The following is a 23807-nucleotide window of genomic DNA, read 5'->3' on the forward strand; positions in this document are numbered from 1 at the left end:
TCGGGTTGCCGCACTGCATCGACTGCGGGGGTCGCGCGCGCCGTCGGTCCTGGCGCGGATACGTACGTTCGTGCCGGAGGTCGAAGAGCCGTCCGAGTACGGGGGTACGTTGATGAAGAGCCAGGACGACGTCGGCGCATGCCTGCCTGACCTGCTGAGCGCTCGGGCCCGGGCCCGTCCGGGGGACATCGCCGTGGTGCACGAGGGCGAGTCGCTCACCTTCCGCGAACTGGCCGACCAGGCCGACGACGTGGCGCGATATCTGCACCATCTCGGCATCGCCGCGGACGACTGCGTGGGGCTCTTCGTCGACCCCTCGCTGGACCTGGTGATCGGCGCCTGGGGGGTGCTGCGGTCGGGCGGGGCCTACCTCCCGCTCTCGCCCGGCTATCCCGAGGAACGCATCCGCCATGTCACGCGGGACGCCCGGACGACCGTCGTCATCACCCAGGACCACCTGCGCGGCCGGCTCGCGGACGTCCTCGCCTGCGACGCCGTCGTCATCACCCTGGACGACGTCGTGGAGTTCAGGAAGCGCCGCTCCGGCGCGGACCCGGCGGAGCTGCCGGAGGGGCCGCGGCCCGGGGACCTGGCGTATGTCATCTACACCTCCGGCAGCACCGGGAAGCCGAAGGGCGTGGCGATCGAGCACCGCTCCCTGGCCCATCAGATGCGCTGGCTGGCCGACACGTTCGCGCTCGGCGCCGGCGCGACCGTGCTGCACAAGACCCCGATCAGTTTCGACGCCGCGCAGTGGGAGCTGCTCGCCGCCGCCTGCGGGAGCCGGGTCGTGGTCGGGTCCGGCGGCATCCACCGGGATCCGCAGCGCATCGTCGAGGCCGTCGTCCGGCACGAGGTGACCGCCCTCCAGTGTGTGCCCACCCTTCTTCAGGCCCTCGCCGACACGGACGGACTCGACCGCTGCACGTCGCTCACCCACCTCTTCAGCGGCGGCGAGGCCCTGTCCCGGGCGCTCGCGAAGAGGCTGACGCGGGCCCTGCCGGACACCGCGCTGGTCAACCTGTACGGCCCGACCGAGTGCACCATCAACACCTCGGCCCACCTCGTCGACCCCGCCACCCTCGACGAGGGCCCGGAGATGCTGCCGATCGGCAGGCCGGTGACGGGCCTGCGCTATCACATCCTGGACGCCGACGGCTGTCCCGTGGCGCCGGGCGAGACGGGTGAACTGCACATCAGCGGCGTGCAGGTGGCGCGCGGTTATCTGCACCGGCCGGAGCTCACCGCCGAGCGCTTCACGACCCCCGACGGCCGGGAACGGCTGTACCGGACCGGCGATCTGGCCCGCTGGAACCCCGACGGCACTGCCCAGTTCGCGGGCCGCGTCGACAACCAGGTCAAACTGCGCGGCTTCCGCATCGAGCTGGACGAGATACGCCTGGCCGTCGAGGCGCACGACTGGGTGCGCAACGCCGCCGTCCTGCTGCGCACCGACCCGCGCACCCGGGCCCAGCACCTCGTGGCGTGCGTCGAACTCAGCCCGCGCGAGGCGGCGTTGATGGACCAGGGCGAGTTCGGGGAGCACCATGTGTCGAAGGCTTCCCGGCTCCAGGTCAGGACCCAGCTGTCCGACCCGGGCGTCCGGGACGCGGCCGATCTGCGCGGCCGCCCCTCCGTGCGCCTGCCCGGCGCCACCGCAGCCCCCGAGGCACGGCGCCGGGCCTTCGCCCGCAAGACCTACCGCTTCTACGAGGGCGGCCCGCTGAAGGTCTCGGACCTGCTGTCGGCGATCGCCCGGCGCACCCCGGGAGCCGGATCGCGCCGCCCCGAGGAGCTGAGCCTGTCCGAACTCGGCGCGATCCTGCGCAACTTCGGGCAGCACCTCAGCGAGGAGCGGCTGCTGCCGAAGTACGCGTACGCCTCCCCGGGATCCCTGTACGCGGTGCAGCTCTACCTGGAGCTCAGCGGCGTCGAGGGCGTGGCGCCGGGCCACTACTACTACCACCCGGTCCGGCACGAGCTGGTGCTGATCCGCCGTACCGAGGAGGCGGCGGAGGCCCGGCACCGGGTGCACTTCGTCGGGCGCAGGTCGGCGATCGAGCCGGTGTACAAGAAGAACATCCAGGAGGTCCTGGAGATGGAGGCCGGGCACATGGCCGGCCTGTTCGACGAGGTGCTGCCCGCGCATGGGCTGGCCCTCGCCGAGGCCCCGTACGACACCGGCCTGCCCCGCCTGCTGGGCTGCGCCAAGGACGACATCGCCCTGGGCTCCTTCGAGCTGGTGCCGTGGACGGCGGAACCCGGGCACCGCGCGATCGACCTCTACGTGCAGTTCCCTCCGGGCAGTGAGGCCGGGCCGGCGAGCGGGCAGTACCTGTACCGGGACGGCGAACTGCGCCGGGTCAGCGACGCGTTGGTGCTCAAGCGGCATGTGATCGCCATCAACCAGGCCGCCTACGACCGCTCCGGCTTCGGCATCACCCTGGTCGGCCGGGCCGCCGAACAGGGCCGGGAGCGGCAGGGCTACCTGGACCTGGGCCGCGAACTGCAGCGCCTGATGACGAACGACGTCAACCTGGGTTTCATGCCCGCCGGGTACAGCTCCCGCAGCGGCGACGACCTGCCCGCCGCCCGACGCATGACGGCGATCCTGCGGACGGCCCGACGCCCCACCGGACCCTGCTACTTCTGCGTCGGCGGCACCGTCAGCGACGAACAGCTCCGCCACGAGGGCATGCACGAGGACCAGGTGCACATGAAGGGCCCGGAGGAGCTGATCGGGGACGATCTGGTCGCGTCCCTGCCCGAGTACATGCTCCCCAGCCGGATCCTGGTGCTGCCCGCGCTGCCGCACACCCCGAACGGCAAGCTCGACACCAAGGCCCTCGAAGCCTACGTCGACCGGACGGCGGCCCGGGCCCGTCCCGTGGTGGAGCCGCGCAACCGGGTCGAGGCACGGCTCGGGGATCTGTGGCGGACGGCCCTGCAGCGGGACTTCGTCTCCGTACACGACGACTTCTTCGGGCTCGGCGGGAACTCGCTGATCGCGGTCGGCCTGGTGAAGCGGATCAATGAGACCTTCGGCTGCGCCCTGCCGCTCCAGGTCCTGTTCGAGGCGCCCACGGTGGCGAGGCTGGCCGAGGCGGTGAGCGCGCGAGCCGCGGCGCCTGCCTCCCGGATCACTCCGCTGCGGTCCGAGGGCAGCGGGCCGCCGGTGTTCTGCTGGCCGGGGCTCGGCGGGGTCACCATAAACCTGCGGCTGCTCGCGGCCCGCGCGCCCGGCGGGCGGCCGGTCTACGGGGTCCAGGCGCACGGCGTCAACGAGGGCGAGTCGCCGTTGGCGTCCGTCGAGGAGATGGCGGCCGCCGATGTCGCGGCCCTGCGGGCCGTCCAGCCGCGCGGCCCCTACACGCTGTGGGGCTACTCCTTCGGTGCGCGGGTCGCGTTCGAGGCGGCATGGCAGCTGGAGCAGGCCGGGCACCAGGTGGAGCAGGTGATGCTGCTCGCCCCCGGATCGCCGCGGCTGGCCGGCGGTCCACGGCCCTCGCCGGTGGCCGACTTCGCCGATCCCGTCTTCACCACCCTCCTCTTCTCCGTCTTCGCCGGCACGGCCCGCGGCCCGGCCGTCGAGGAGTGCCTGCGCGAGTGCGGGGACGAGGAGAGCTTCGCCCGGTACGTCGAGCGGCGGTTCCCGCAGCTGGACAGCGGGTTGGTCCGCCGTGTGATCGCCGTGGTCCGGCGTACGTACGGCTTCACGCAGGACCCGGCCGCACGACGGGTGGCGGCGCCCGTCACGGTGTTCCGGGCCGGTGACGACGAACCCTCCTTCCTGGAACGCTCATCGGGGCTCACGGCGGCCCCGCCCACCCTCGTGCAGCTGGAGACCGACCACTACGGGGCGCTGCGCGAGCCGGGCGTCGACGAACTGGTCAAGGCGCTGCGGCGCGCCACCCCACGACCCGTGACCCCATGGACAAGGACAGCCTGATGCCTCACGTGACCATTCAGCACTTCCCGGCGGCCCTCACCGCCGAGCAGCGGTTCCGCCTCGTGGAGCAGCTGACAGCCGCCGTGCAGGAGGCGTTCGGGGTCGAGGAGCGGGTGGTCTCCATCGCCCTGGTCCCGGTACCGCCGGAGGACTGGGACGCACAGGTCTACCAACCTGAAATCGCGCGCCGGGGTGGGCAGTTGGCGAAGGAGCCGGGCTACTGAGCCACGCCGGTTCTAGAGTTTCGAGCCAGGATCACTGGGGTGAGCGCCTGATCGGTTGCGCCGTCCAGGGGCGTTCACCAAGGATCTGGGGGGACGGCAACCGCCGGGGTGCGGGGAGACGGGGGAAGGGATGACGTCATGAGCGCGGGCAGCGGGCAGACCCGGGACGCCCTGTCCCCCGCCGGGACACCGCTGGAGTCCCTGCTGCGGATCGCCGACACGCTCGGCAGCCTCGAGCGGTACGCCACCGAGACCGCGGGCCACCTGCTGCTGGTGGAGGGCGCCGCCACCGGGGCCTCCGGCCGCATCCGGTACATCGACGGCCCGGAGACCGTCCAGGACACGATCGGCGACGCCCTGTTGCGGGCGAAGCGGGAGATCCTCACGGCCCAGCCGGACGAACCCGGCCCCGGAGCCGCGCTGGACCTGCTGCACGCGGCGGTCCGCGACCCGCTGGCCCGCGGAGTCGCGCTGCGGACGCTCTTCCAGCACAGCGCCCGCTTCTCCGAGCCCACGAAGAAATACGTGCAGCAGGTCATGGCCCAGGGCGACGTGGCGGTGCGCACCCTCCCGGAGTTCTTCGACCGGCTGATCCTGATCGACGGCGAGACCGCCTTCATACCCGGCGGCGAACACCCCCACAGCGCGGCCCTGATCCGGGACGGCGCCGTCGCCGCGTTCCTGCGGGGAGTGTTCGAGAAGGCCTGGGTGCGGGCCGAGCGGTTCCCCTTCCGCCCGGTGCGGGCGGCGGACGCGGCGCGCGAGGTCGTACCCGACGTCCGCCAGGCCATCAAGGCGCTGCTGGTGGAGGGCCGTTCCGACAAGGCGATCGCGCGCCGCCTCGGCATGAGCCTGCGGTCCGTGCAAGGACACATCGCGTCCCTGCGCGAGCAGTACGGCGCCCAGCACCGCTTTCAACTCGGGTACCGGATGGCGCACGGCGAGATTATCGGCTCAGGAAATGGGTGTACGCCCCGCACCACTTCGTAACCCGACCTTGACACCGAACTGTTCGATTAACATACTCAAGCCTGACATGGCCGACGTGGAATTATTCGCGACATCATTCGACGCCCCCTCGGAATTCATCCGATGGACCGAAGCGCAACCAACCAAAATGCATGGAATTGCACCCCCTTTGGCTGAATTCCGAGCGCTGGGCCCATTGGAAGCAACGGTCGCCGGACGGCCGGTGGACCTCGGGGCGCCGAAACAGCGCAAGTTGGTCGCTCTGCTCGTCAGCCGCCTCGGCCAGCCGGTACCGGTGGACGTGATGCTGGAAGCCCTGTGGGCCGGCAGCCCGCCGCCGTCCGCGATGACGTCCCTGCAGTCCTACGTCGCCAATCTGCGCAGGGCGCTGGAACCGGGCCGGGCGCCGCGCACCCCGACGCGGGTCCTGCACACCAACGACCGCGGCTATCTGCTCGACGCTCACGTCGTCGAGGTGGACGTCCACCTCTTCGAGCGGCGCGCCAAGGCGGGCTGGCAGGCCTGGAACCGGGGCGACCCGCAGGAGGCGTTGAGCGAGTTCGAGGCCGCGCTGGCCCTGTGGCGCGGCGAGGCCTACACGGAGGTGTCGCACTCCGTCCATGTGGCGGCCGAGGTGGCGCGGCTCGGGGAGTTACGGCTGTCGGCCGTCGAGGGCCGCTGCGCCGCGCTGCTGGCGGTGGGGGCCCACGAGGTCGCGGTCGCCGAGCTGGAGGCCTTCATGCAGGCCCATCCCCTGCGCGAGTACGGCTGTGAGCTGCTGAGCCTGGCGCTGTACCGGGCCGGCCGGCAGGCCGACGCCCTGGCCGTGCTGCGGACCAACCAGCGCCGGCTGGGCGACGAGCTGGGCATCGATCCGCGGCCGGCGCTGCAGCACCTCGAACGCGAGATCCTCAGCCACGCCCCGGCACTGGACTGGCGCCCGCCGCCCGCCGCCCCGGCCCCGGCCCCGGCCCCGGCAGCGCCGCGCAGGCCCCCGGCAGCGGCCAGGGTCCCCGCGCCGCGGCCGCGACCCGTGTCGGAGACGGACGAGGAGATCTTCGTCGGTCGTGAGGAGGCGCTGCGGCACCTGGCCTCGGTGTGCGCCGAGGCCGCGCGCGGACGCGGGCAGGTGGTGACGGTGTCCGGTGAACCGGGTGTCGGGAAGACCGCGCTGCTCCGGCGCTTCGCCCAACGGGGCACCACCGCGCCGGTGTTGTGGGGCGCCTGTCCCGGGCACGTGCCCACTCCGCCGCTGTGGCCCTGGCAGCAGGTGCTGGGGACGGCGGGCACGCACCTTCCGCGCCGCCCGGTCCCGGCTCCCGTGGCGGAGGTGCTCGACGGGCGGACGCCGCAGCCGCCGGACGGCGCCGACGCGGACCTGGCCACCTTGCGGCGGTTCGAAGCGATCGTGCACTACCTGACCGGGGCCTCGCACGCCCGGCCACTGGTGATCGTGCTCGATCACCTCCACCGCGCCGACCCCGGCTCACTGCGGCTGCTGGCCCACCTCGCCGAGTCGGTGCGCACCAGCCGTCTGCTGGTGGCGGTGGCCTACCGCTCCGACGAGGCGGCGGCCATGGCCGAGACCTCGGCCGCGCTGGCCCGCGCGGAGATGACCCAGGTGGAGCTGCCCGGCCTGACCACCGGGGAGACCCGCGCCCTGGTCAACGCGATGCTCCGCCGGGAGGTGGGCGGCGCCGCCGCCGAGGAGCTGCGGTACCGCAGTGGCGGCAATCCGTTCTACCTGCGCGAGCTCATCAAGGTCGGCGACGGCGAGGAGGGACGGGTCCGGGCGTCGGCGGTGCCGGCTCCGGCCCGTGAGGTGGTGCTGGCGCGCGTCGCGCAAGTGGGCCCCGTCGCGGCGGAGTTGCTGTCGGTCGCCTCCGTCGCCGGCCGCGCCTTCGCCGTCGACGTCGTCGCGGAGGCCGCCTCGCTGGAGATCGAGGCGGCACTGAAAGCCGTCGACGCGCTCGAGGCGGCCGGGCTGATCGGCGAGGACCCGCAACGGCTGGGCTGGTACTCCTTCACCCACGCCCTGACCGCCGAGGTGCTGTACCAGAGCATCGGACGCCTGCGCCGGGCCCATCTGCTGCGCCGGATCCGGGCCGCGGCCGTACCGCCGCGCACGGCGACATGATTCGGCCTGCCCGCACCCGTCCCCTGCCGTCCGGGGAATCCGAGCGGGAGTCCGGCGCGCCTTGAGGCCGGCTCGGCGGCAGCGCGGGCTCCACTCCGGCCCGCGATCCGCCCGCTGACGGGCCGGAGCGCCGGAACACCGGGAAAGTGCCTCGTCGGCCGCTCGGGCGGTTTGCCCGAAGGGTCACGGGTCGCCCCCGCGCGCCGGTCCGCGCCCAGTCCACGCCAAGTCGGCGCCAAGCCGGTCGACAGTCCGGCCCAAGTCGCATGGACAACACTGGTCGGCGTACGCACCGGAATGATCCGGCCAAGCCAGACACCGTGCGGGCGCCGCCCCGTCGACCGTTGCCGAGCGACCGCTCCCCTGCCCGGGGTTGCCCTCCCCCTCGACGCACGCGACCTCGCGTCGGCATTCCACCGGGCCGGGGTCGAAGGCGCCTCGCGTTCCGGTCACGGGACGAACCACCGGAGAAGGATTCGACGACGTACGGGGGAGAAGATGAAGTTCCAGGTCCTGGGCACGTTGTGCGCCGAGATCGACGGGAAGTCGATCGTGCCGACGGCCGGCAAGCCCCGGCAGATGCTGTCCCTGCTCGCCCTGTATCCGGGACGCGTGGTGCCCGTCTCCACGCTCATGGAGGAACTGTGGGGGAGCAAGCCACCACAGAGCGCGCTGGCGACCTTACAGACGTACATCCTGCAGCTGCGCCGGCGCCTGGGCAGCGCCATGGGGCCCGACACGCCCGCCAAGGAGGTGCTCGCCACCCGGCACGGCGGCTATGTGCTGGCGATCCCCTCCGACTGCGTCGACGTGCACGCCTACGAGCGCCGGGTCGCGGAGGGCCGTTCGGCGTTCGAGGCGGGCGACGACGCCGTCGCCGCCGACCGCTTCCGACAGGCGCTCACGCTGTGGCGGGGGCCGGCGCTGGTCGACGTACGGGTGGGGCCGGTCCTGAGGATCGAGGTCATGCGGCTGGAGGAGAGCCGTCTGGGGACCGTCGAGCGGCGGATCGACGCCGACCTGCGGCTCGGCCGGCACACCGAACTCATCCCGGAACTGACGGAGTTGACGGCCCGCTACCCGCAGCACGAAGGGCTGCACTCGCAGGCCATGGTGGCGCTGTACCGCTCGGGGCGGCAGGCGTCGGCCCTGGAGGTCTACCGCACGCTGCGCATCCGGCTGATCGAGGGCCTGGGCGTGGAGCCGTCCCCGCGGGTGCAGCGGCTGCACCAGGCGATGCTGGTGGTGGACCCCCAGCTGGACGTCGTCGCCGGACCGCGCCGCAGCTCCACGTTCGATCTCTACACCGCCTGACGGCCAAGGCCGCGGCCGGCGCCCCGGGCACCGGCCGCGGTACGCGTCGGCCCGCTCAGTCCCGCTTCACGGCGCAGATGACCACACGGTTGATGATGGCGTCCGCCGGGATGTCGGCGGGGTCCTTGGCGGTCACCTTCGTGACCTCGAACCCGCACTCCTCCAGCCAGCCGCGGTACGTGGACAGCTTCTGCAGGCCACCGCGCCCCACCACACAACCGAGGATGTAGGCCGGGAAGAAGTCCGCCTGGAGGTCGCCGGGGTCCGTGATGTCCTCCGGGTACACCGGCGCGAGGACGACGACCTGCCCGCCCGGCTCCAGCGCCCGGTGGGCGTTCCTGAGGATGGTGAGGACCTCGTCCTTGTCGTACATGTCCACGAAGTGCTTGAGCAGCACCACGTCGTAGCCGCCCGGGAGGGACTCCAGGACGTCACCGCCCACGAACGAGCACTGCTCCGCCACCCCGTGCTCCTCGAAGGTCCGCAGGCAGGCGGCCTCCAGGGCGGGCTGGTCGAAGGTGGTCACCCGCAGGCCGGGCGAGCCCTTCGACTGGCAGGTCATCACCGCCCCGAGGCCGTTGCCGCCCCGCGCGTCGAGGACCCGCGCCCCGGCCGGCACGTCGAAGCTGCGGAAGAACCAGGGATAGACACTGGCCGTCTCGTTCTGCGCCAGCGGCCCCCACGCGGCGCGCACCTCCGGGACCACGGCCGCCGCCTCGAACATCGTGCCCTCGAAGCCGTAGAGCTCCTTGAGGCCGACCGCACTGCCGGTCGAGAGGGACTCGGGCAGGTAGTACAGCTGCCGCATCATGCCCGTCTTGATCATGCCCATGAAGGTCAGGACCCGCTGGAGGTCGGCGTCCGGCACGTCCGCGAGCGCGGCGAGGGTGTAGCCGCCGGTGGTCTCGTCCCGGGCGACGAAACCCTCCTTCACCAGCAGGAGCAGCACCTGTTCCACGGCGTCGGGCTTCACGCCCGTGGCCGCGCCGAGCTCCGCCGCGCTCAGGCCGCCCTCCTTGCGCAGGGCGTCGACGAGGCCGAGCTCGAAGCAGGCGTACAGGGTCATGAACCGGGTCGGTCCCACCATGTACTCGCGCATCCGGGCCAGTACCGCTTCAGGGTTGGACACAGCAATCCCCTCGGATCGACCTGTGGGGCCAGGCCCCGCTCCAGTGCTGCTACCGAGTATCGGGAGCGGATCTGGAGCGCCGGTAGAGCGGTGCTGTGGCGCGGCCCCGCCTCGGGTCACCTGCCGTAGCGGCGGTCCCGGACGGCGTACGAACGCAGCGCGCGCAGCAGGTCTATTTCGCGGAAGGCCGGCCACAGGACCTCGACGAAGTGCACCTCGGCGTAGGCGGACTGCCAGAGCAGGAAGCCGGACAGCCGCTGCTCGCCGGAGGTGCGGATGATGAAGTCGGTGTCGGGGCCCGCCGGGGAGTAGAGGTTGTCGGAGATGTGCTGGAGATCGAAGTTCTCGGCCAGTTCGCGCGGGTCGCCGCCGGCGGAGATGTGCTTGTCGAAGGCGGAGCGCACCGCGTCGATGATCTCGCGGCGCCCGCCGTAGCCGACCGCCACGTCGACCTTGAGGCCGCCGCGGCCGGTGGTGCCCACGACGGCGTCCTTCAGGGACCGGGCGGTCTCCCCCGGCAGCAGGTCCAGCGCGCCGATGACGTCGATCCGCCAGTCCTCGTCGGCCGCGCAGATGCTCGCCACGGTCTCCTCGATGATCTCGAGCAGGGGCCCGAGTTCGGCCGGCGGCCGGTGCAGGTTGTCGTCGGACAGCATCCACAGCGTGACGTGCTCGATGTCGGCGGCGTCGCACCAGCGCAGGAAGTCGCCGACCTTCGCGCCGCCCACGCGGTAGCCCTCACGGACGTCGTCGTGCCCGGCACCGCGGGCCCAACGGCGGTTGCCGTCCAGCATGATGGCGACATGCCGTGGTCGTGGCTTGCCCTCCAGCTTGCGCGCCAGCCGCCTGACGTACAGGGCTTCCAATGCCGACCGAAGCGCCCTCAAGGCCACGTGCCATGTCCCTTCGTCCCCACCAACCGCCGATGGGGGCCACCGTATCCCCCGTCGGGGAGCTTCAGCCATCGACGCTGTTCAGGCGGCGGTGGCCGGGCGGGGAGGGGGTCGGGCCGGGCCGGGCTCAGGAGGTGCGGTAGGCGACGCGCCGGGCCATGTCGGCCAGTTCCGTGCGCCACACCTCGTCGAGGGGGGCGTCGGCGATGGCCTTGCGGCCCCGTTCGACGAGGCCGTCGATGTGCCGTTCGACGTCGCGCGGGACGCCCGTGTCCAGCAGGCGGCGGCGTACTTCGCCGGGGGTGTGGCCCGGTTCGGTGATCAGGGTGTGGATGTGCTCGTCGCGCTGCATGGCCCAGCCGAGCAGCAGGGTCATCTTGTGCTGGGTGAAGTCCAGGCCGGTGGGCTTGCCGGTGGCCGCGGTGTCACCGAAGGCGTCGAGCAGGTCGTCCCGGAGCTGGAACGCCTCGCCCACGGCCTCGCCGTATTCCTCGAAGGCAGCGGCCAGGTCGCCGCGGCCCGCCGCGCTCGCGCCCACCACGAGGGGCCGGTGGATGGTGTAGCGGCCGGACTTGATCCGGGCGATCAGCCGGGAGGTACGGGCGTCCGCGCAGAACTCGGCCGCCGCGTGCACGTCCATGTACTGGCCGATCATCACCTCGGAGCGCAGCCGGTGCCACTCCGGGAGCGCCGGGCTCGGCGCCTGCGCCATCAGCTCGTCGCTGTAGACGAGTGCCAGGTCGCCGACGAGCAGGGCCACCCCCTCGCCGTACCGGCGTGCCTCCCCCTGCCAGCCGCGGCCGGCGTGCAGCCGCGTGTACGTGGTGTGGACGGTGGGCAGGCCGCGCCGGGTGCCGGAGTCGTCCAGGACGTCGTCGTGGACGAGGGCGGACAGGTGCAGCATCTCCAGGGCGGCACCGGCCGCCACGATCCCGGGGTGGCCGGGGTCGCCGCCGGCGGCCAGGTACCCGGTGACGCAGAAGGCGGGCCGGATGCGCTTGCCGCCCGACGCGATCAGCTCGGACAGCGCGTCGATGGGGACGACCGTCCCCTCGTGCACCCCGGCCCACCGGCCGCGCTCGGCGTCGAGCAGGGAGCGCAGCCTGTCCTCGACCCGGCGGAGCAGGTCCGCGCGGAGGGCGACCGCCTCCTGGGCGGTACCGGTGCTGATGTCCGAAGTCACGGATGTCTCCTGGGGTTTTGTAGGTTCGAGAGTTCGTGGAGAGGGACGTCGGAGCGCGCCGCTCGGGACGAATCTGGAGTTTCCCTTTAGCGCCGATCGACCGCGGATACAGAACGTTGACACCCCGAACCGCCCCGTGGAAATCTCCCAGTGCGCCCGGGGCCGAATTCGAGATCTTCAGCCGCGACTTTCCGCTCTTCCCACGAGCCTTCGCCTCGCCCACGGCTGTGCAATCCACTGGGACGGTTCACGTCATTCAAGACGGCCGACGAACAACCCGCCTGTGAAAGGACTCGCATGGATTCTCACGCCTGCCCGAAGAATTCTCTCCAGGAACCAGGCGGGGCGACCGAAAGGGCCCTCGGTGCCTCGCGGGTACGGCAGTTGGAAGCCGATCTGCGCGCGCTGCCCGGCCTCTACCAGGAGAGTCTGCACCACGTCTTACCCACGTCGCGGCGGCCGCATCACACCCGGGTCTCGGGCAGCCGGAGCCGGGACCGCCTGAACATGAGCGCACTCGACGCCCGGCACACCGTCCTCGCCGTTCTGGAGTCGTGGGCCCAGTACGTCACCGACGAACTCGGCGGCGCTCCCCCCGCCCGCTCCGTGCCGGACCTCGCGCATTTCCTGCTGCGCCACCTCACCTGGCTCACCGGGCAGCCGCCCGCGGCCGATCTCGCGGACGAGATCGACGCGCTGCGGCGGGAATTGCTGCGCACGATCGACCCGGAGCCCGGCGAGCCCCAGGTGGTCACCCGTGAGTGCGTGGTGGCCGACTGCGCCGGACGGATCACGACGTCGCCGCGGCCGGCCGGTGACCGGACGAGCATCCGGTGCTCGGCGGGGCACACCTGGGAGATGCACGAGTGGATCACCCTGCGACCGCTCCTGGAGCGGCGGCCGAAGGCTGTCGGCGCATGACGAAACCGCCACGCGACCGGCTGGTGCCCACCAAGGTGGCCGCGCTCGCCGCGGGGGTGTCCGAAGCGACGATCCGCAAGTGGGTGAGCCGCGGCAAGATCACCCGCTACGGCTCACCGGGCCGCTCCGAGTTCGACATCGACGAACTCACGGAGATCGCCCTGCGGCGACAGCAGTAGATCCTGCCGTGCGAACCGGCCCGGCCGCGGGGCGGCTAGTCCTTCCACGGCCGGCCCGTCACGGGCAGTGACCGGGACAGGGCGCGGTCGACGAGCGGGCCCGCGGCGCCGGTGTAGGCCGCCGGGTCGAACAGGTCGGACGGCAGGGCGTCGGCGAGAGCGGCCGACGCCCTGCCGTCCTGCCGCAGCACCTCCGCCAACGGCTCGCCGGTGCTCGCCGAGCGGGCCGCCGCCTCGTTCAGCAGATCGCGGGCCTGGGCCTTGCCGAGGAGCGGGGCGAGTACGGCGGCGATCCGCTCGGAGACCATGCCGCCCCCCGTCATACCGGTGTTGGCGCGCATCCGCTCCGGATCGACGGACAGGTGGGAGACGAGCTCCACCGTCTGGTGCGCCGCGCCCCCGGCCAGCCGCAACAGGGCCCGCAGAGGCTCCCATTCGGCGTGCCAGGCACCGGCGGACCGTTCGTCCTCGCCGGGCAGACAGCCCAGTACGGTCGCGGCGAGCTGGGGCGCCTGCAGCGCGGCGGACCGGACGGCCGCGGCGAGCACGGGGTTGCGTTTGTGCGGCATCGCCGAGGACGCGCCCCGGCCGCTGGGCGACGGCTCGTGCACCTCCCCCACTTCGGTCCGGGTCAGCGACAGCACATCGACGGCGATCTTGCCGAGGGCTCCGCACACGAAGGCGGCGGCCGTGGCCGTGTCCACGACGGGCGTGCGCAGCACATGCCAGGGCAGCAGGGGGGCGGACAGGCCGAGTTCGGCGGCGAACGCGTCCGTCAGGTCCCGCACGTAGCCGGCGGGGTCGGCTCCGGGCGCGTGGGCGAGGTATCCGGCCAGGGTTCCTGCGGCGCCCCCGAGCTGGACGTCGGCGCTGAGCGCGTCGAGCTTGTGGACCGCGTCCAGGACGAGATGGCGCCAGCCCGCCGCCTTGAGCCCGAAGGTCGTGGGCACCGCGTGCAGGGCCAGGGTGCGGCCCGCGATCAGGGTGTCCCGGTGCTCCCTGGCGAGGGCGGCCAGCGCCTGCTCGACGTGTTCGAGGTCGGCGCGGATCAGCCGCACGGCCCGGCCGACCACCAGGACGGTCGCGGTGTCGAGGATGTCCTGGCTGGTCGAGCCCCGGTGCACGTACCGGGCCGCCTCCGGGTCCCGGTCCGCGACCAGCGCGGTGAACTCCCGTACCAGCGCCACCACGGGGTTGGCGGACTCGCGTGCCTGCCGGGCCAGGGCGGCCAGGTCGAGCCGGTCGGCCCTGGCGGCCTGCGTGATGACCTGTGCGGCGGCCACGGGCACCGTGCCGAGGCGGGCCTGCGCCCGGCTCAGGGCCGCCTCGGCGTCCAGCATGGCCTGGAGCCACGCCCCGTCGTGCAGCGCGGCCACGACGGGGGTGCCCGCCCAGACCGGGGACAGCAGACCGGCGTCGTAGGGGGGACCGGTGTCAATGAGCATGGGTGAGTCCTTGGTCGGTGGGGGCGTGCTGTCCGCCGCCGGGTGCCGGGTCCGTCCGGTCGGCGCAGGCGAGGGCCGCCCGGGCGATGGCGTCGGAATCGGTGAGGGTGACCGAGTTGACGCCGGGCCGGATGCCCGCGGCCGTCACCCAGTGCACCGACTCCGTGGGCACGCCGAACGCGAAGCGCCGCGGGTGGACCCGTCCCGCCGCGTCGATCAGGCGGAACGGCCGCCCGGTGACGGCGAGTCCGTCGCTCTCGTACGCGCCGCCGGAGCGGGTGCGGATGCGGTAGGCGGCGCACTGTCCGGTGGCGAGCAGATGGCGCAGCAGCCGGTCGCCGGTGCGGCGCAGGGTGATGTCGGGCAGGCGTGCCTCGACCAGGGCGTCCGCCCGGACCTCGGAGCCGGGCACGAGCGGGGAGTACGCGGTGTACCCGCTGCCGTCGACGGCCACCCGCAGGCCCGGCCCGATCACGTGCAGCACGCCGGCCTCGATCAGGGCGATCATCTCCTCGACGCGCCGGGCGGGCGGTCCGATGGAGAGGAACGCGTTGAGCGGGGTGTACCAGGCGTCCAGGTCGGCGCGGTACGACTCGCCGTGCAGTCCCCCGTGGTCGACGGCGAGCCGGACCTCGTTGCGCAGGTCGCGCAGGACGTCGAGGGCGGCCTTGAGGGGACCGCTGACATTGCCGCACCTGGCTTCGGCGACGTCCTGGCGCAGGTGGTCCAGAAGCCAGTCGGTGAAGTCCCGGCGGCCGGTGAACCGCCGGTCCCGGTACGGCCGGGCGAGCAGTTCCCAGTCCCAGCGGTACTTCTCGCTGATGCCGTACGCCGACAGCACGCCGTCCTTCTCCCGCTCCCCCGGTCCGGCCGCCAGGAAGTCGTCCTGGAGCTGGCGCGCCCTGGCGCTGTGCCCGCGTGAGGTGAGCAGGGTGCGGTAGTAGACGGCCTCGACCTCGCGGGAGATCAGGGGCCACAGATCCGTCCGGAAGTCGAGCCCGGAGCGGGCGTGGGTGCGGCGCAGCTCCGCCACCCGGTCGGCGGTGAGCAGCAGCGGCTCGTGCCGGCCGTGCGGGCCCTTCTCGTTGTCGCCCCGCGCCTGGTACGGGATCCCGCGCCGGGACCCGGCGTACAGGTGCGGCTCCCTGCCGCCGGGGTGGTACACGAGCCGTCCCTCGGCGCGGGAGAAGACGCCCCCGCGGCCGACGGTGAGCTCGGCCATGTGGTCGAAGAAGTTCAACCCGAGTCCGCGCAGCAGCACCCTGGTGCCCGGGGACAGCACGCCGAGGTCGACGTCGGCCGGGTTGGCGGGGGCGATGTGGATCAGTCCCGCCCGCCGCGAGCGGGCGCCGAACTCCCGCTCGGCGGTGCCGGGCCGGGCGGGCAGGTGGCCCTGGCAGAGGATCACGGCGTGCAGGCCCGCGAGGACGGTTCCGTCGTCGAGGACGATCCGCTGGAGGGTGGGGTCCTCGGCTTCCGGGTCGTCGTCGAGGGAGACCGCGAGGGCGGTGTGCGCGGTGACGCGCAGGCCCGGGGGCGCGCCTTCGAGAATGTGCCGGTACGCCCAGCGCAGGTACCGGCCGTAGAAGGCGCGGGTGGGATAGGTGTCCGGCCCCAACTGCCGTGCCTCGTCCAGGACGTGGGGCGGGCAGTCGTGGCGGAGGCGGCCGGCGAGGAGTGCCTCGGCCCACTCGTGGAGGCTGGGGCCGGGTTCCAGCGGGCCGCGCAGGTCCACGGAGGCGTCGGTGAACACCGATATCTGTCCGGCCACGGTGTTCATGAGCAGATGGCGTGACTGGTCGGTGCGCCACACCTTCCCGGCGCCCGGCGGGTAGGGGTCGACGACATGGACGTGGACCGTGCCGCCCTCGGGCCCCGAGCGGGCGTTGGCGCAGAGCCGCTCGATCACCGACAGGCCCCTCGGGCCGCTGCCGATCAGGCCCACCGTGCAGTGTGTCGCTGTCATGGTTCCTGCTTCCACCGGTGTCTTCACCACTCGACCAGCGCGAACCCCGCGGCCATGCCTCCGCCGAAACCGGCCAGGAGGATCAGGTCGCCGGTGCGCAAGGCCCCGGCGCGGGCGGCTTCCGCGAGGGTGATGGGGATGGAGGCGGCTCCGGTGTTGCCGTAGTGCGTCAGGGTGCGGTGCATGGTGGCCCTGGGCAGGGCCAGGGAGGCGAAGAGGGTGTCGAGGAGAACGCCGTTGGCCTGGTGCGGGACGAAGTGGCCGATGTCGTCGGGACCGACCCCGCTCTCGTGCAGGAACTGCTTGGTCAGCAGCGGCAGTCGCTCCTCGACGAAGCCGCGCACCGCCCGGCCGTCCATCCTGAAGTAGTGCAGTCCGGCGTCCAGGGAGGCTCGGTCGAGGGGTAGTCGACTGCCGCCGGCCGGCACCTCGATCAGGTCCGCCAGCTCGCCGAAGGTGTGCGTGGCGAGGGCGCGGACGCGGGCGCCCCGGCCCGGGCCCAGCACCATCGCCCCGGCGCCGTCGCCGAACAGCACGACCGTCCTGCGGTCGGCCGGGTCGAGGATGCGCGAGTACACGTCGGCGCCGATGACCAGGGCGTGTCCGCCCCTTCTGGCCAGCATGCCCTCGGCGGCGGCGAGCGCGAACACCTCGCCGGAGCAGACGGCGTTGACGTCGAAGGCCGCCGCGTCGACGGCGCCGAGCAGATGCTGCACCCGGGCGGCGGTGGGCGGCTGGGGCCGGTCGGGTGTGGAGGTGGCGACAACGATCACCGTCAGCCGGTCGGCGGTGATCCCGGCCGACCGCAGCGCGTCCCGCCCCGCGGCCGCGGCCAGGTCCGAGGTGGCCTGCCCGGGGGCGGCCCAGCGCCGTTCGCGGATGGCGGTCTTGCGGACCACCCAGGCGTCGTCGACGCCCGCCCCGGCTCCGGCCTCGTCATTGGAGACAACCCGGTCCGGCACATGAGCACCCGTACCGAGGACCCGGACTTCGGTCATGCGCCCGTCCTCCCCTCAATCGGTCTGGATACGGCACGGCCGGCTAGCGCGTCTCGTAGATCCGCTTGTGGTCGCGCACGGCCGCCAGCCGGAAGGGTCCGGTGGTCTCGGCGGGGGTGCGGTGGTCTCCGCCGTCGGCCGGGAAGGAGTGCTCGTGCAGGCCGCGGTAGCGGGCGTAGTCCACGGGGGTGCGCCGGTCGATCGCCGCGCGGTGCGCCTCGGTGCGCAGCCGGTCCCGGTATCCGGGGACGGCGGTGCCGGCGAAGAACTCGGCGACGCTGCCGGAGCCGTAGCTGAGGAAGCCGATGGCCTGTCCGGTCAGGTCGTCGGCCTGGTCGAGCAGGGCGGCCAGGGCCAGGTACACCGAGGCGGTGTAGCTGTTGCCGATGACGTTGTTGTAGGCGGTGGTCGGTCCGAGGTCCCGGGTGACGCGGTCCTCGTCGACGCCGTGTCCACAGTAGTTGAGGAGCTGGCGGTGGGCCTTGTACGCCATCTTCGTGAACGGCTGGTGGTAGCAGAACGCGGCGAACTCGTCGAGCCCGCGCCCGCCCTGCTCGGTGTAGTCCTTCCAGCTGCCCTGCACCGCCAGGAGGTAGGCGCCGATGGATTCCTGTCCGTCGACCAGGGCGGCCTCGCGGTAGTTCGGCCGCCAGAAGTCCATGACGTCGGCGGTGAACACCCCCGACGGCTCCTCGACGCGCACCAGCGCGGGGTCGGCACCGACCAGCATGGCCACGGCGGCGGCGCCCTGAGTGGCCTCACCGGGGCTGTCCAGCTCGTACTTGGAGACGTCCGTGGCGATCACCAGGACCCGCTGCGCCGGGTCGCGGCGCACCAGGCCGATGGCGAACTGGAGGGCGGCCGTCGCGGCGTAGCAGGCCTGCTTGAGTTCGACGACCCGGGTGGCCGAGGGCAGTCCGAGCAGGGTGTGGACGTAGATCCCGGCGGATTTCGCCTGGTCGATGGAGGATTCCGTGGCCAGGATGACGGTCCGGATCCCGTCGCTGCCGTGGCGTTCGACGATCGGGAGGGCGGCGGTCGCGGCCATGGTGACGATGTCCTCGTCGGCCGCGGGCACGCTCATCGACCGCTGGCCGATGCCGTGGTGGTACTTGCCGATGTCGGTGCCGTTGTGCTCGGCCAGCACGGTGTGCTCGAGGACGAACTCGGTGGTCGCGAAGGACAGATCGTGGATGCCTGTGGCGCGGTCGTCGGCCATGTCCTCAGACACCTGCTTTCGCTGTCTCGTGGGCGCGCTCCAACTGGACGTGGGCGCGCATCAGTTCGCCGGGGTTCGTCTGGGCGGCGAGCAGGGAGAGCTCACCGCAGAGCACCGTGGCCGCCGCGATCACGGCGAGGCGGCGGGCGTTCTCGCCGGGGGCGCGGTCGGCCAGGCAGCCGAGCCGGGCGAGGTTGGACTCCACGAAGTCGAGTCCCTTGCCGTTGCCGACCGAGCCCACGATCAGGTTGGGCAGGGTGCAGGCGAAGTAGAGGTCGCCGTCCCGGTCCTCGGCCATGACGACGCCCTGGGAGCCCTCGACGATGTTGGCCGCGTCCTGTCCGGTGGCCAGGTAGAAGCCGAGCAGCATGTTGGCGAAGTGGGCGTTGGCCGAGCGGATGCCGCCGGCGAGCAGGGTGCCGAGCAGGTTCTTGCGGATGTTCAGCTCGACGATCCCGGCGGCCGTGGTGCGCAGGACGCCCTCGACCACGTCGCGCGGGACGAGCAGTTCGGTGACCACGTTCTTGCCGCGGCCCAGGATGCCGTTGACCGCGGTGGCCTTCTTGTCGGTGCAGTAGTTCCCGGAGATCGATCCGTAGGCGATGCCCGGGATCGTCTTCAGCAGGTGTCCGAGCAGGGCGTCGGAGGCGAGCGTGGCCATGTTGTGGCCGGAGGCGTCGCCGGTGCTGAACTCGAACCGGATGAACAGCAGGTTGGCGTTGATCTCGTGGCGTACGCCGATCAGTTCGGCGTAGCGGCTGCCGGTGCGCACCACGTCGCGCAGTTCGTCGATGCGGGCGTCGATGGTCCGCGCGGCCGTGAGCGCCGTCTGCGCGTCCAGCGCCTCCACGAGCACCGAGCGGGTCATGCGCTCGTCGACGAGGGTGGCGACGATGCCCCGCTCGCAGAGCATGGAGACCTTCGCGCCCCGGCCCACGGAGGGCCACAGCGGTGACTCGTAGGTGGCGAGCGGGACCGGGGTCTCGGTGGTGGCCACGTTCCCCGAGATCCGCAGGGGGCCCACCCAGCGCATCGGGACCCCGGCGATCGCGTTGTCGGTCATGGTGTGTTTCCCGTCATCTGGTGGCGGACGTCAGGCTGCCGGAGCGGCGGGCGAGGGGCCGGGTGTCGATGCCCCGGTCGGCGCAGAAGTCGCGCAGCTCGCCGTGGATCAGCAGGTCGCAGTGGGTCAGGGCGGCGGGGGTGGGGGCGCCGAGCACGGTCTGGAGGGCGGCCAGGTGGTCCAGCCACGTCCGGATCCGGGCGATCAGTGCCGCCACTCCGTCGTCGAGGAGCGTGCGCAGGAAGGTGCCGGAGACGCCGACGCCGGACGCACCGAGCGCCAGCGCGCGGGCCACGTCGAGGGGGTGGCGCACCCCGCCGGAGGCGAGGACGGGGATCGGGGCGTCCTGCGCGTCCAGCAGGCAGGCGGCGGTGGACTGTCCCCAGCCGTCGAGGTAGGCGTAGTCGCCCAGTGGGCGGCGGCCGTTCTCGATGCGGGCGAAGTCGGTGCCGCCCCGGCCGCCGAGGTCGGCGATCCGGACGCCGAGGCCGTCCAGGAGGCGGACGGTCTCGCGGCTCAGCCCGAAGCCGACCTCCTTGACGATCACCGGGACGTCGACGCCGGCTGCGATCCGCTCGATCTGCGGGACCCAGGACGCGAACGAGCGGTCCCCTTCCGGCATCACGGTTTCCTGCACGGTGTTGAGGTGGATCTGCAGGGCGTCGGCCCGGAGCAGGTCGACGGCCCGGCGCGCCCGGTCGACGGAGGCCGTGGCGTTGACGTTGGCGATGACGAACCCGTCCGGGTTCTCCTCGCGCAGCACGCTGAACGTCCGCGCGCAGCCGGGGTCCTTGAAGTAGGCGCTCATGGACCCGGAGGCGATGGGCACGCCGGTCTCGCGGGCGGCGATGCCGAGGTCCCGGTTGATGGCGCCGGTCCGCTCGCTGCCGCCGGTCATGGCGTTGATGTACAGCGGCACCGGCCAGGTCAGGCCGGCGAAGGCGGTGGTGAGCGAGACGTCCGGCCGGTCGAGTCCGGCCAGGGCGTGGTGGACGAACGAGACCTCGTCGAACTGGTTGCGCCCGCTGTGCTGTTGCTGCTGCTCGACAGCGAGGCGGACATGGTCGTCCTTGCGTTCAGCGATCATGGCTGGTTTCCTTCCGCGGCGGGACGGATGGGCAGGGGCGTCACCCCGGCCGATGCCCACCGTTCACGCAGTCGGGCGATGTCCCGTGGGGCGCCGGCGTCCAGCAGCGCGATGCCGCAGTCGCCGCCGCCCGCGCCGGAGGGCTTGGCGGCGCCGCCGACGGCTTCGGCGGCTTCGCACAGCGCCGTCAGCCGGGGCGTGAAGACGCCGAGGGCGGCCTCGTCGTCCAGCAGCGCCAGCTCCCGGCGGGCCTGCCGGACACGGGCCATGAGCTCCGGTCCGTCGCCCCGCTGCAGTGCGTCGGCCGCCGCGTGCACGCAGTCGGTGGTGGCACGGACGAACCGCCGGTGGGCGGCGGTTCCGCGCCAGGGCCGCCGGTGCAGCCCGGACACCAGGGACGCCGTCGAGGCGGGGACTCCGGTCCAGCCGACCTCCAGGGACAGTCCTCGGGGCGGCGGCAGGGGCCGTACGCCGAATCCGGGCCAGGGTGCTCGCAGCGCCGCCTGGATGCCGTGGCGGCGGGCGAGATCGAGTACGGCGGCCCGGTCCGGGGCCCGGTAGGCGATCCAGCCGCCCCAGGTGCTGGCGGCGAGGTCGCCGCCGGAGCCCTTGGGGTCGAGCCGGGCGCCGGCGAGCAGGGCGAGCCGGAACCGTTCCTCGTCGGACAGGGTGAGCCGGCAGTACGCGGCGACGGCGGTGACCGTGGCCACGGTCACCGCGCCGCTGGACCCCAGGCCGTACTTGGTGCCGCGCTCGTGCAGGCCGCTGACGACGGACAGGCCGAACTCCGGCGCGCCGCGGCCGTGTTCGGCGAGCAGGCCGGCCACGGTCTCGACGGCGGAGAGCACATGGGCGAGTCCGGCGTGCGGGCCGAGCCGGCCCTCCCGCCAGCGCAGGCGCACACCGGCCGGGCCGAGGTCGGAGGTGACCTCGACGCCCGGCTCGGCCGGGTCGGTCACCGTGACGGTGACGTACCGGTCGACCGCGACGAGGATCGCGGGGTTTCCGGGCTCGACGACCGCGTACTCCCCCGCGATGAACAGCTTGCCCGGAGCGCTCCGGGCGATCACCGGCCACCCTCGCCCGACAGGCGCGCGCCGGGGCCCGGTCCGGCGATGTGCACCGAGCCGGCCGGGACGGCCGCCTGCACGGCCTCGGCGACACGGGCGGCGTCCGCACGGCGGCACAAAACCTTGACGTTGGGCCCGGCGTCCATGGTGGCGTAGGCCGGGACGCCGTCCCGGCGCAGCTCCAGGACGCTGTCGAGGACGGTCAGGGTGGCCGGCGCCAGATAGCGGACCGCCGGACGGGCCGCGAGCATGGTGGCGTGCATGCCGAGGGCGTTGCGTTCCGCGATCTGCCCGACCGCCTCGATGTCACCGGCGAGCAGTGCCGTCCGCATCTCGGCCAGGTCGGCCTTGCTGGAGGAAGCCCACGGCTCGTAGAGCGGGGAGGTGTCGACGGTGCGCCGCATGGCGGTGCGGCTGGAGACGGGCTTGGGGCCCGCGTCGACGACGGCGACCACCAGGGCCGGGTCGAGGTCTCCCGTGGGCACGGGTTCGGCGTAGGAGCCGAGGTCGGCCTCCTCCGCGGTGGCGGGTTCCGGCGGCCCGGCGTGCCACAGGGCGAAGCCCCCGAAGACCGACCGGGAGGCCGATCCGGAGCCGCGCCGGGCGAGCCGGGACAGAGCGGTGGCGTCGAGGCCGAGCCCGTACGCGGCCGCCGCGGCGACGGCGAGGGCGGCGAACCCGCTCGCGGACGAGGCGAGGCCGGCCCCGGTGGGGACGGTGTTCTCGCTGTCCACCACGGCCCGGTGCGTCGTCCCGGCCCGGGCCCGCACCAGATCCAGGAAGTCGACGACGCGGCGCAGCGCCTCGCCGTCGGCGGCCCGGCCGTCGAGGGTCACCACGTCCTGCCCGGCCTCGGGGGCGAGGCGGACGGAGGTGGTCGTGGGGAAGACGTCCAGGGTCATCGACAGGCTGTCGACGCGGGGCAGGACCAGGTGCTCGTCCCGCTTGCCCCAGTACTTGATCAGCGCGATGTTCGGGTGCGCGACGGCGGTGGCCCGTCGCGCGGTGGGCCGCTCCCGCGCGTCGAGGGGGGTGGGGAGGTCAGCGCGCATACTCGTCCGGCCCTCTCAGCGGTACGACCCAGGTCTGCACGGCACCCGCCGCGTACAGCTCCTGGATGACGTCCCCGGCCCGCTCCGCGCGCGTCAGGGCGAGGACGCAGCCGCCCAGGCCACCACCGGTGATCTTGGCTCCGAGGCCCCCCGCCGTGAGCGCGGCCTCCACCAGCGCGTCGATGCCGTTGGTGCTCAGTCCGGCCGCCCGCAGCAGGTCGTGGTAGTCCGTCAGCCGGGCGCCGAGCTCCTCCGGCCTGCCGTCCGCGAGGGCGTAGCGGGCCTCCTCGGTCAGCCGTGCGGCGCGGTCCACGAACCGCTCCTGCGCTCCGGCGTGCCGCGCGAATCCCTCCCGCAGCAGCTCGACCGCGTCCTTCGTACGGCCGACGACACCGCTGTCGGCGATGACGAGCAGGCCGTAGCAGCCGATGCTCAGTTCCTGCGCCTCGCCCTTGTGGAACAGCAGCGGTCCGGCGGCGCCCACCGTGCGTGCGTCGACGCCGCTGGAGCGGCCGTGGGCCATGTTCTCGGCCGTCTGGACGAGGTCGAACGTCTCGTTCTCCGTGACCTCGCGGTCGTAGAGGTCGGCGAGGGCGTGGACGACGGCGCGGGCGCAGGCCGCGCTGGAGCCGAGTCCGCGGCCGTGCGGGACGGCCCCGTCGACGGTCACCTCCAGATGCGGGCTGTCGTCCGCACCCGTGGTCGCCATGAACTCGGCGATCAGCCGGCGAAGCCCGTCGGAGGCCTGCGTGACCATCGGCCGGGACGGGGAGCCGGTCATCGTGAAGGACACCCCGCCCGGTCCGTCGGTCACCCGGGCGGTGGCCGTGACCGTCAGCTGCGGTACCGGAACGGCGAGCGCCGGAGCCCCGTAGACGACGGCGTGCTCCCCGATCAGAACGGCCTTGGCGTGGGCGCGGCCGGTGCCGACGGAACCGGCCCGGCGGTCGGTCGGCGCCCCCTCCGCCGACGTGGACAGAGTCACAGCACTCAACTCCCTTGTCGTTTC

The 23807-nt window shown here is 73.0% G+C and carries 19 protein-coding genes; 7 read left to right on the plus strand and 12 right to left on the minus strand.

The window, feature by feature from the left end; translation table 11 throughout:
• The first annotated feature begins 112 nt into the window (after nucleotides 1-112).
• The 5 genes from M8H82_RS11355 (at nucleotide 113) to M8H82_RS11375 (ending at nucleotide 8593) form a co-directional block, all read left to right on the plus strand.
• On the plus strand, nucleotides 113-3949 hold the full coding sequence (locus tag M8H82_RS11355) for an amino acid adenylation domain-containing protein (protein WP_250072814.1): 3837 nt from the start codon (nucleotides 113-115) through the stop codon (nucleotides 3947-3949).
• Entirely contained in the window at nucleotides 3949-4173 is a 225-nt protein-coding gene (locus tag M8H82_RS11360) for a tautomerase family protein (RefSeq protein WP_250072815.1), read from the plus strand. The genes M8H82_RS11355 and M8H82_RS11360 overlap by 1 nt, the downstream gene beginning before the upstream one ends.
• A gap of 138 nt (nucleotides 4174-4311) precedes the next feature.
• Complete coding sequence (locus M8H82_RS11365; protein ID WP_250072816.1) at nucleotides 4312-5163, plus strand: LuxR family transcriptional regulator; 852 nt, start codon at nucleotides 4312-4314, stop codon at nucleotides 5161-5163.
• A gap of 148 nt (nucleotides 5164-5311) precedes the next feature.
• The gene (locus M8H82_RS11370) at nucleotides 5312-7279 is read left to right on the plus strand and encodes a BTAD domain-containing putative transcriptional regulator (RefSeq protein WP_250072817.1); all 1968 of its coding nucleotides are present in this window, start codon (nucleotides 5312-5314) and stop codon (nucleotides 7277-7279) included.
• 498 nt (nucleotides 7280-7777) lie between these two features.
• Complete coding sequence (locus M8H82_RS11375; protein ID WP_250072819.1) at nucleotides 7778-8593, plus strand: AfsR/SARP family transcriptional regulator; 816 nt, start codon at nucleotides 7778-7780, stop codon at nucleotides 8591-8593.
• A 55-nt stretch (nucleotides 8594-8648) separates the two neighbouring features.
• Here the strand turns inward: M8H82_RS11375 and M8H82_RS11380 are convergent, their stop codons facing one another.
• The 3 genes from M8H82_RS11380 to M8H82_RS11390 all read right to left on the minus strand — a co-directional run bounded on the left by M8H82_RS11380 (nucleotide 8649) and on the right by M8H82_RS11390 (nucleotide 11798).
• Nucleotides 8649-9722 (minus strand): acetylserotonin O-methyltransferase, encoded by a 1074-nt coding sequence (locus tag M8H82_RS11380; protein ID WP_250072820.1) that lies wholly within the window; start codon nucleotides 9720-9722, stop codon nucleotides 8649-8651.
• Nucleotides 9723-9838: 116 nt separating this feature from the next.
• Nucleotides 9839-10609 carry an isoprenyl transferase gene (locus tag M8H82_RS11385; protein WP_250073073.1) on the minus strand — a complete coding sequence of 257 codons (771 nt, stop codon included), beginning with the start codon at nucleotides 10607-10609 and terminating at the stop codon, nucleotides 9839-9841.
• A gap of 133 nt (nucleotides 10610-10742) precedes the next feature.
• The gene (locus tag M8H82_RS11390; RefSeq protein ID WP_250072824.1) at nucleotides 10743-11798 is read right to left on the minus strand and encodes a polyprenyl synthetase family protein; all 1056 of its coding nucleotides are present in this window, start codon (nucleotides 11796-11798) and stop codon (nucleotides 10743-10745) included.
• A gap of 507 nt (nucleotides 11799-12305) precedes the next feature.
• Here M8H82_RS11390 and M8H82_RS11395 point away from each other — a divergent pair.
• Complete coding sequence (locus M8H82_RS11395) at nucleotides 12306-12719, plus strand: hypothetical protein (RefSeq protein ID WP_250072826.1); 414 nt, start codon at nucleotides 12306-12308, stop codon at nucleotides 12717-12719.
• Entirely contained in the window at nucleotides 12716-12898 is a 183-nt protein-coding gene (locus tag M8H82_RS11400; protein WP_250072828.1) for a hypothetical protein, read from the plus strand. Before M8H82_RS11395 ends, M8H82_RS11400 begins: the two co-directional genes overlap by 4 nt.
• Before the next feature lie 35 nt (nucleotides 12899-12933).
• On the opposite strand, the gene M8H82_RS11405 is transcribed toward M8H82_RS11400, so the two are convergent.
• The 9 genes from M8H82_RS11405 to mvk are packed head-to-tail and all read right to left on the minus strand — an operon-like array spanning nucleotide 12934 to nucleotide 23783.
• Entirely contained in the window at nucleotides 12934-14343 is a 1410-nt protein-coding gene (locus M8H82_RS11405) for an adenylosuccinate lyase family protein (protein WP_250072831.1), read from the minus strand.
• Nucleotides 14333-16309 carry an FAD/NAD(P)-binding domain-containing protein gene (locus M8H82_RS11410; RefSeq protein WP_250072833.1) on the minus strand — a complete coding sequence of 659 codons (1977 nt, stop codon included), beginning with the start codon at nucleotides 16307-16309 and terminating at the stop codon, nucleotides 14333-14335. The genes M8H82_RS11405 and M8H82_RS11410 overlap by 11 nt, the downstream gene beginning before the upstream one ends.
• A gap of 23 nt (nucleotides 16310-16332) precedes the next feature.
• Nucleotides 16333-17307 (minus strand): 3-oxoacyl-ACP synthase III family protein, encoded by a 975-nt coding sequence (locus tag M8H82_RS11415; protein WP_250072835.1) that lies wholly within the window; start codon nucleotides 17305-17307, stop codon nucleotides 16333-16335.
• A gap of 43 nt (nucleotides 17308-17350) precedes the next feature.
• Nucleotides 17351-18526, minus strand: a complete 1176-nt coding sequence (locus tag M8H82_RS11420; RefSeq protein WP_250072837.1) for a hydroxymethylglutaryl-CoA synthase — start codon at nucleotides 18524-18526, stop codon at nucleotides 17351-17353.
• A gap of 4 nt (nucleotides 18527-18530) precedes the next feature.
• The gene (locus M8H82_RS11425; protein ID WP_250072838.1) at nucleotides 18531-19589 is read right to left on the minus strand and encodes a hydroxymethylglutaryl-CoA reductase; all 1059 of its coding nucleotides are present in this window, start codon (nucleotides 19587-19589) and stop codon (nucleotides 18531-18533) included.
• Between the two features lie 13 nt (nucleotides 19590-19602).
• Nucleotides 19603-20676 carry a type 2 isopentenyl-diphosphate Delta-isomerase gene (gene fni / locus M8H82_RS11430; RefSeq protein WP_250072840.1) on the minus strand — a complete coding sequence of 358 codons (1074 nt, stop codon included), beginning with the start codon at nucleotides 20674-20676 and terminating at the stop codon, nucleotides 19603-19605.
• The gene (locus M8H82_RS11435; RefSeq protein WP_250072841.1) at nucleotides 20673-21746 is read right to left on the minus strand and encodes a phosphomevalonate kinase; all 1074 of its coding nucleotides are present in this window, start codon (nucleotides 21744-21746) and stop codon (nucleotides 20673-20675) included. The genes fni and M8H82_RS11435 overlap by 4 nt, the downstream gene beginning before the upstream one ends.
• Nucleotides 21743-22798, minus strand: coding sequence for a diphosphomevalonate decarboxylase (gene mvaD, locus M8H82_RS11440; RefSeq protein WP_250072842.1), 1056 nt, complete (start codon nucleotides 22796-22798; stop codon nucleotides 21743-21745). Before mvaD ends, M8H82_RS11435 begins: the two co-directional genes overlap by 4 nt.
• Nucleotides 22788-23783 (minus strand): mevalonate kinase, encoded by a 996-nt coding sequence (gene mvk, locus M8H82_RS11445; RefSeq protein WP_250072843.1) that lies wholly within the window; start codon nucleotides 23781-23783, stop codon nucleotides 22788-22790. Before mvk ends, mvaD begins: the two co-directional genes overlap by 11 nt.
• Between the last annotated feature and the right edge of the window lie 24 nt (nucleotides 23784-23807).

It is taken from the genome of Streptomyces sp. YS415 (assembly GCF_023544665.1).
Classification (GTDB): domain Bacteria; phylum Actinomycetota; class Actinomycetes; order Streptomycetales; family Streptomycetaceae; genus Streptomyces.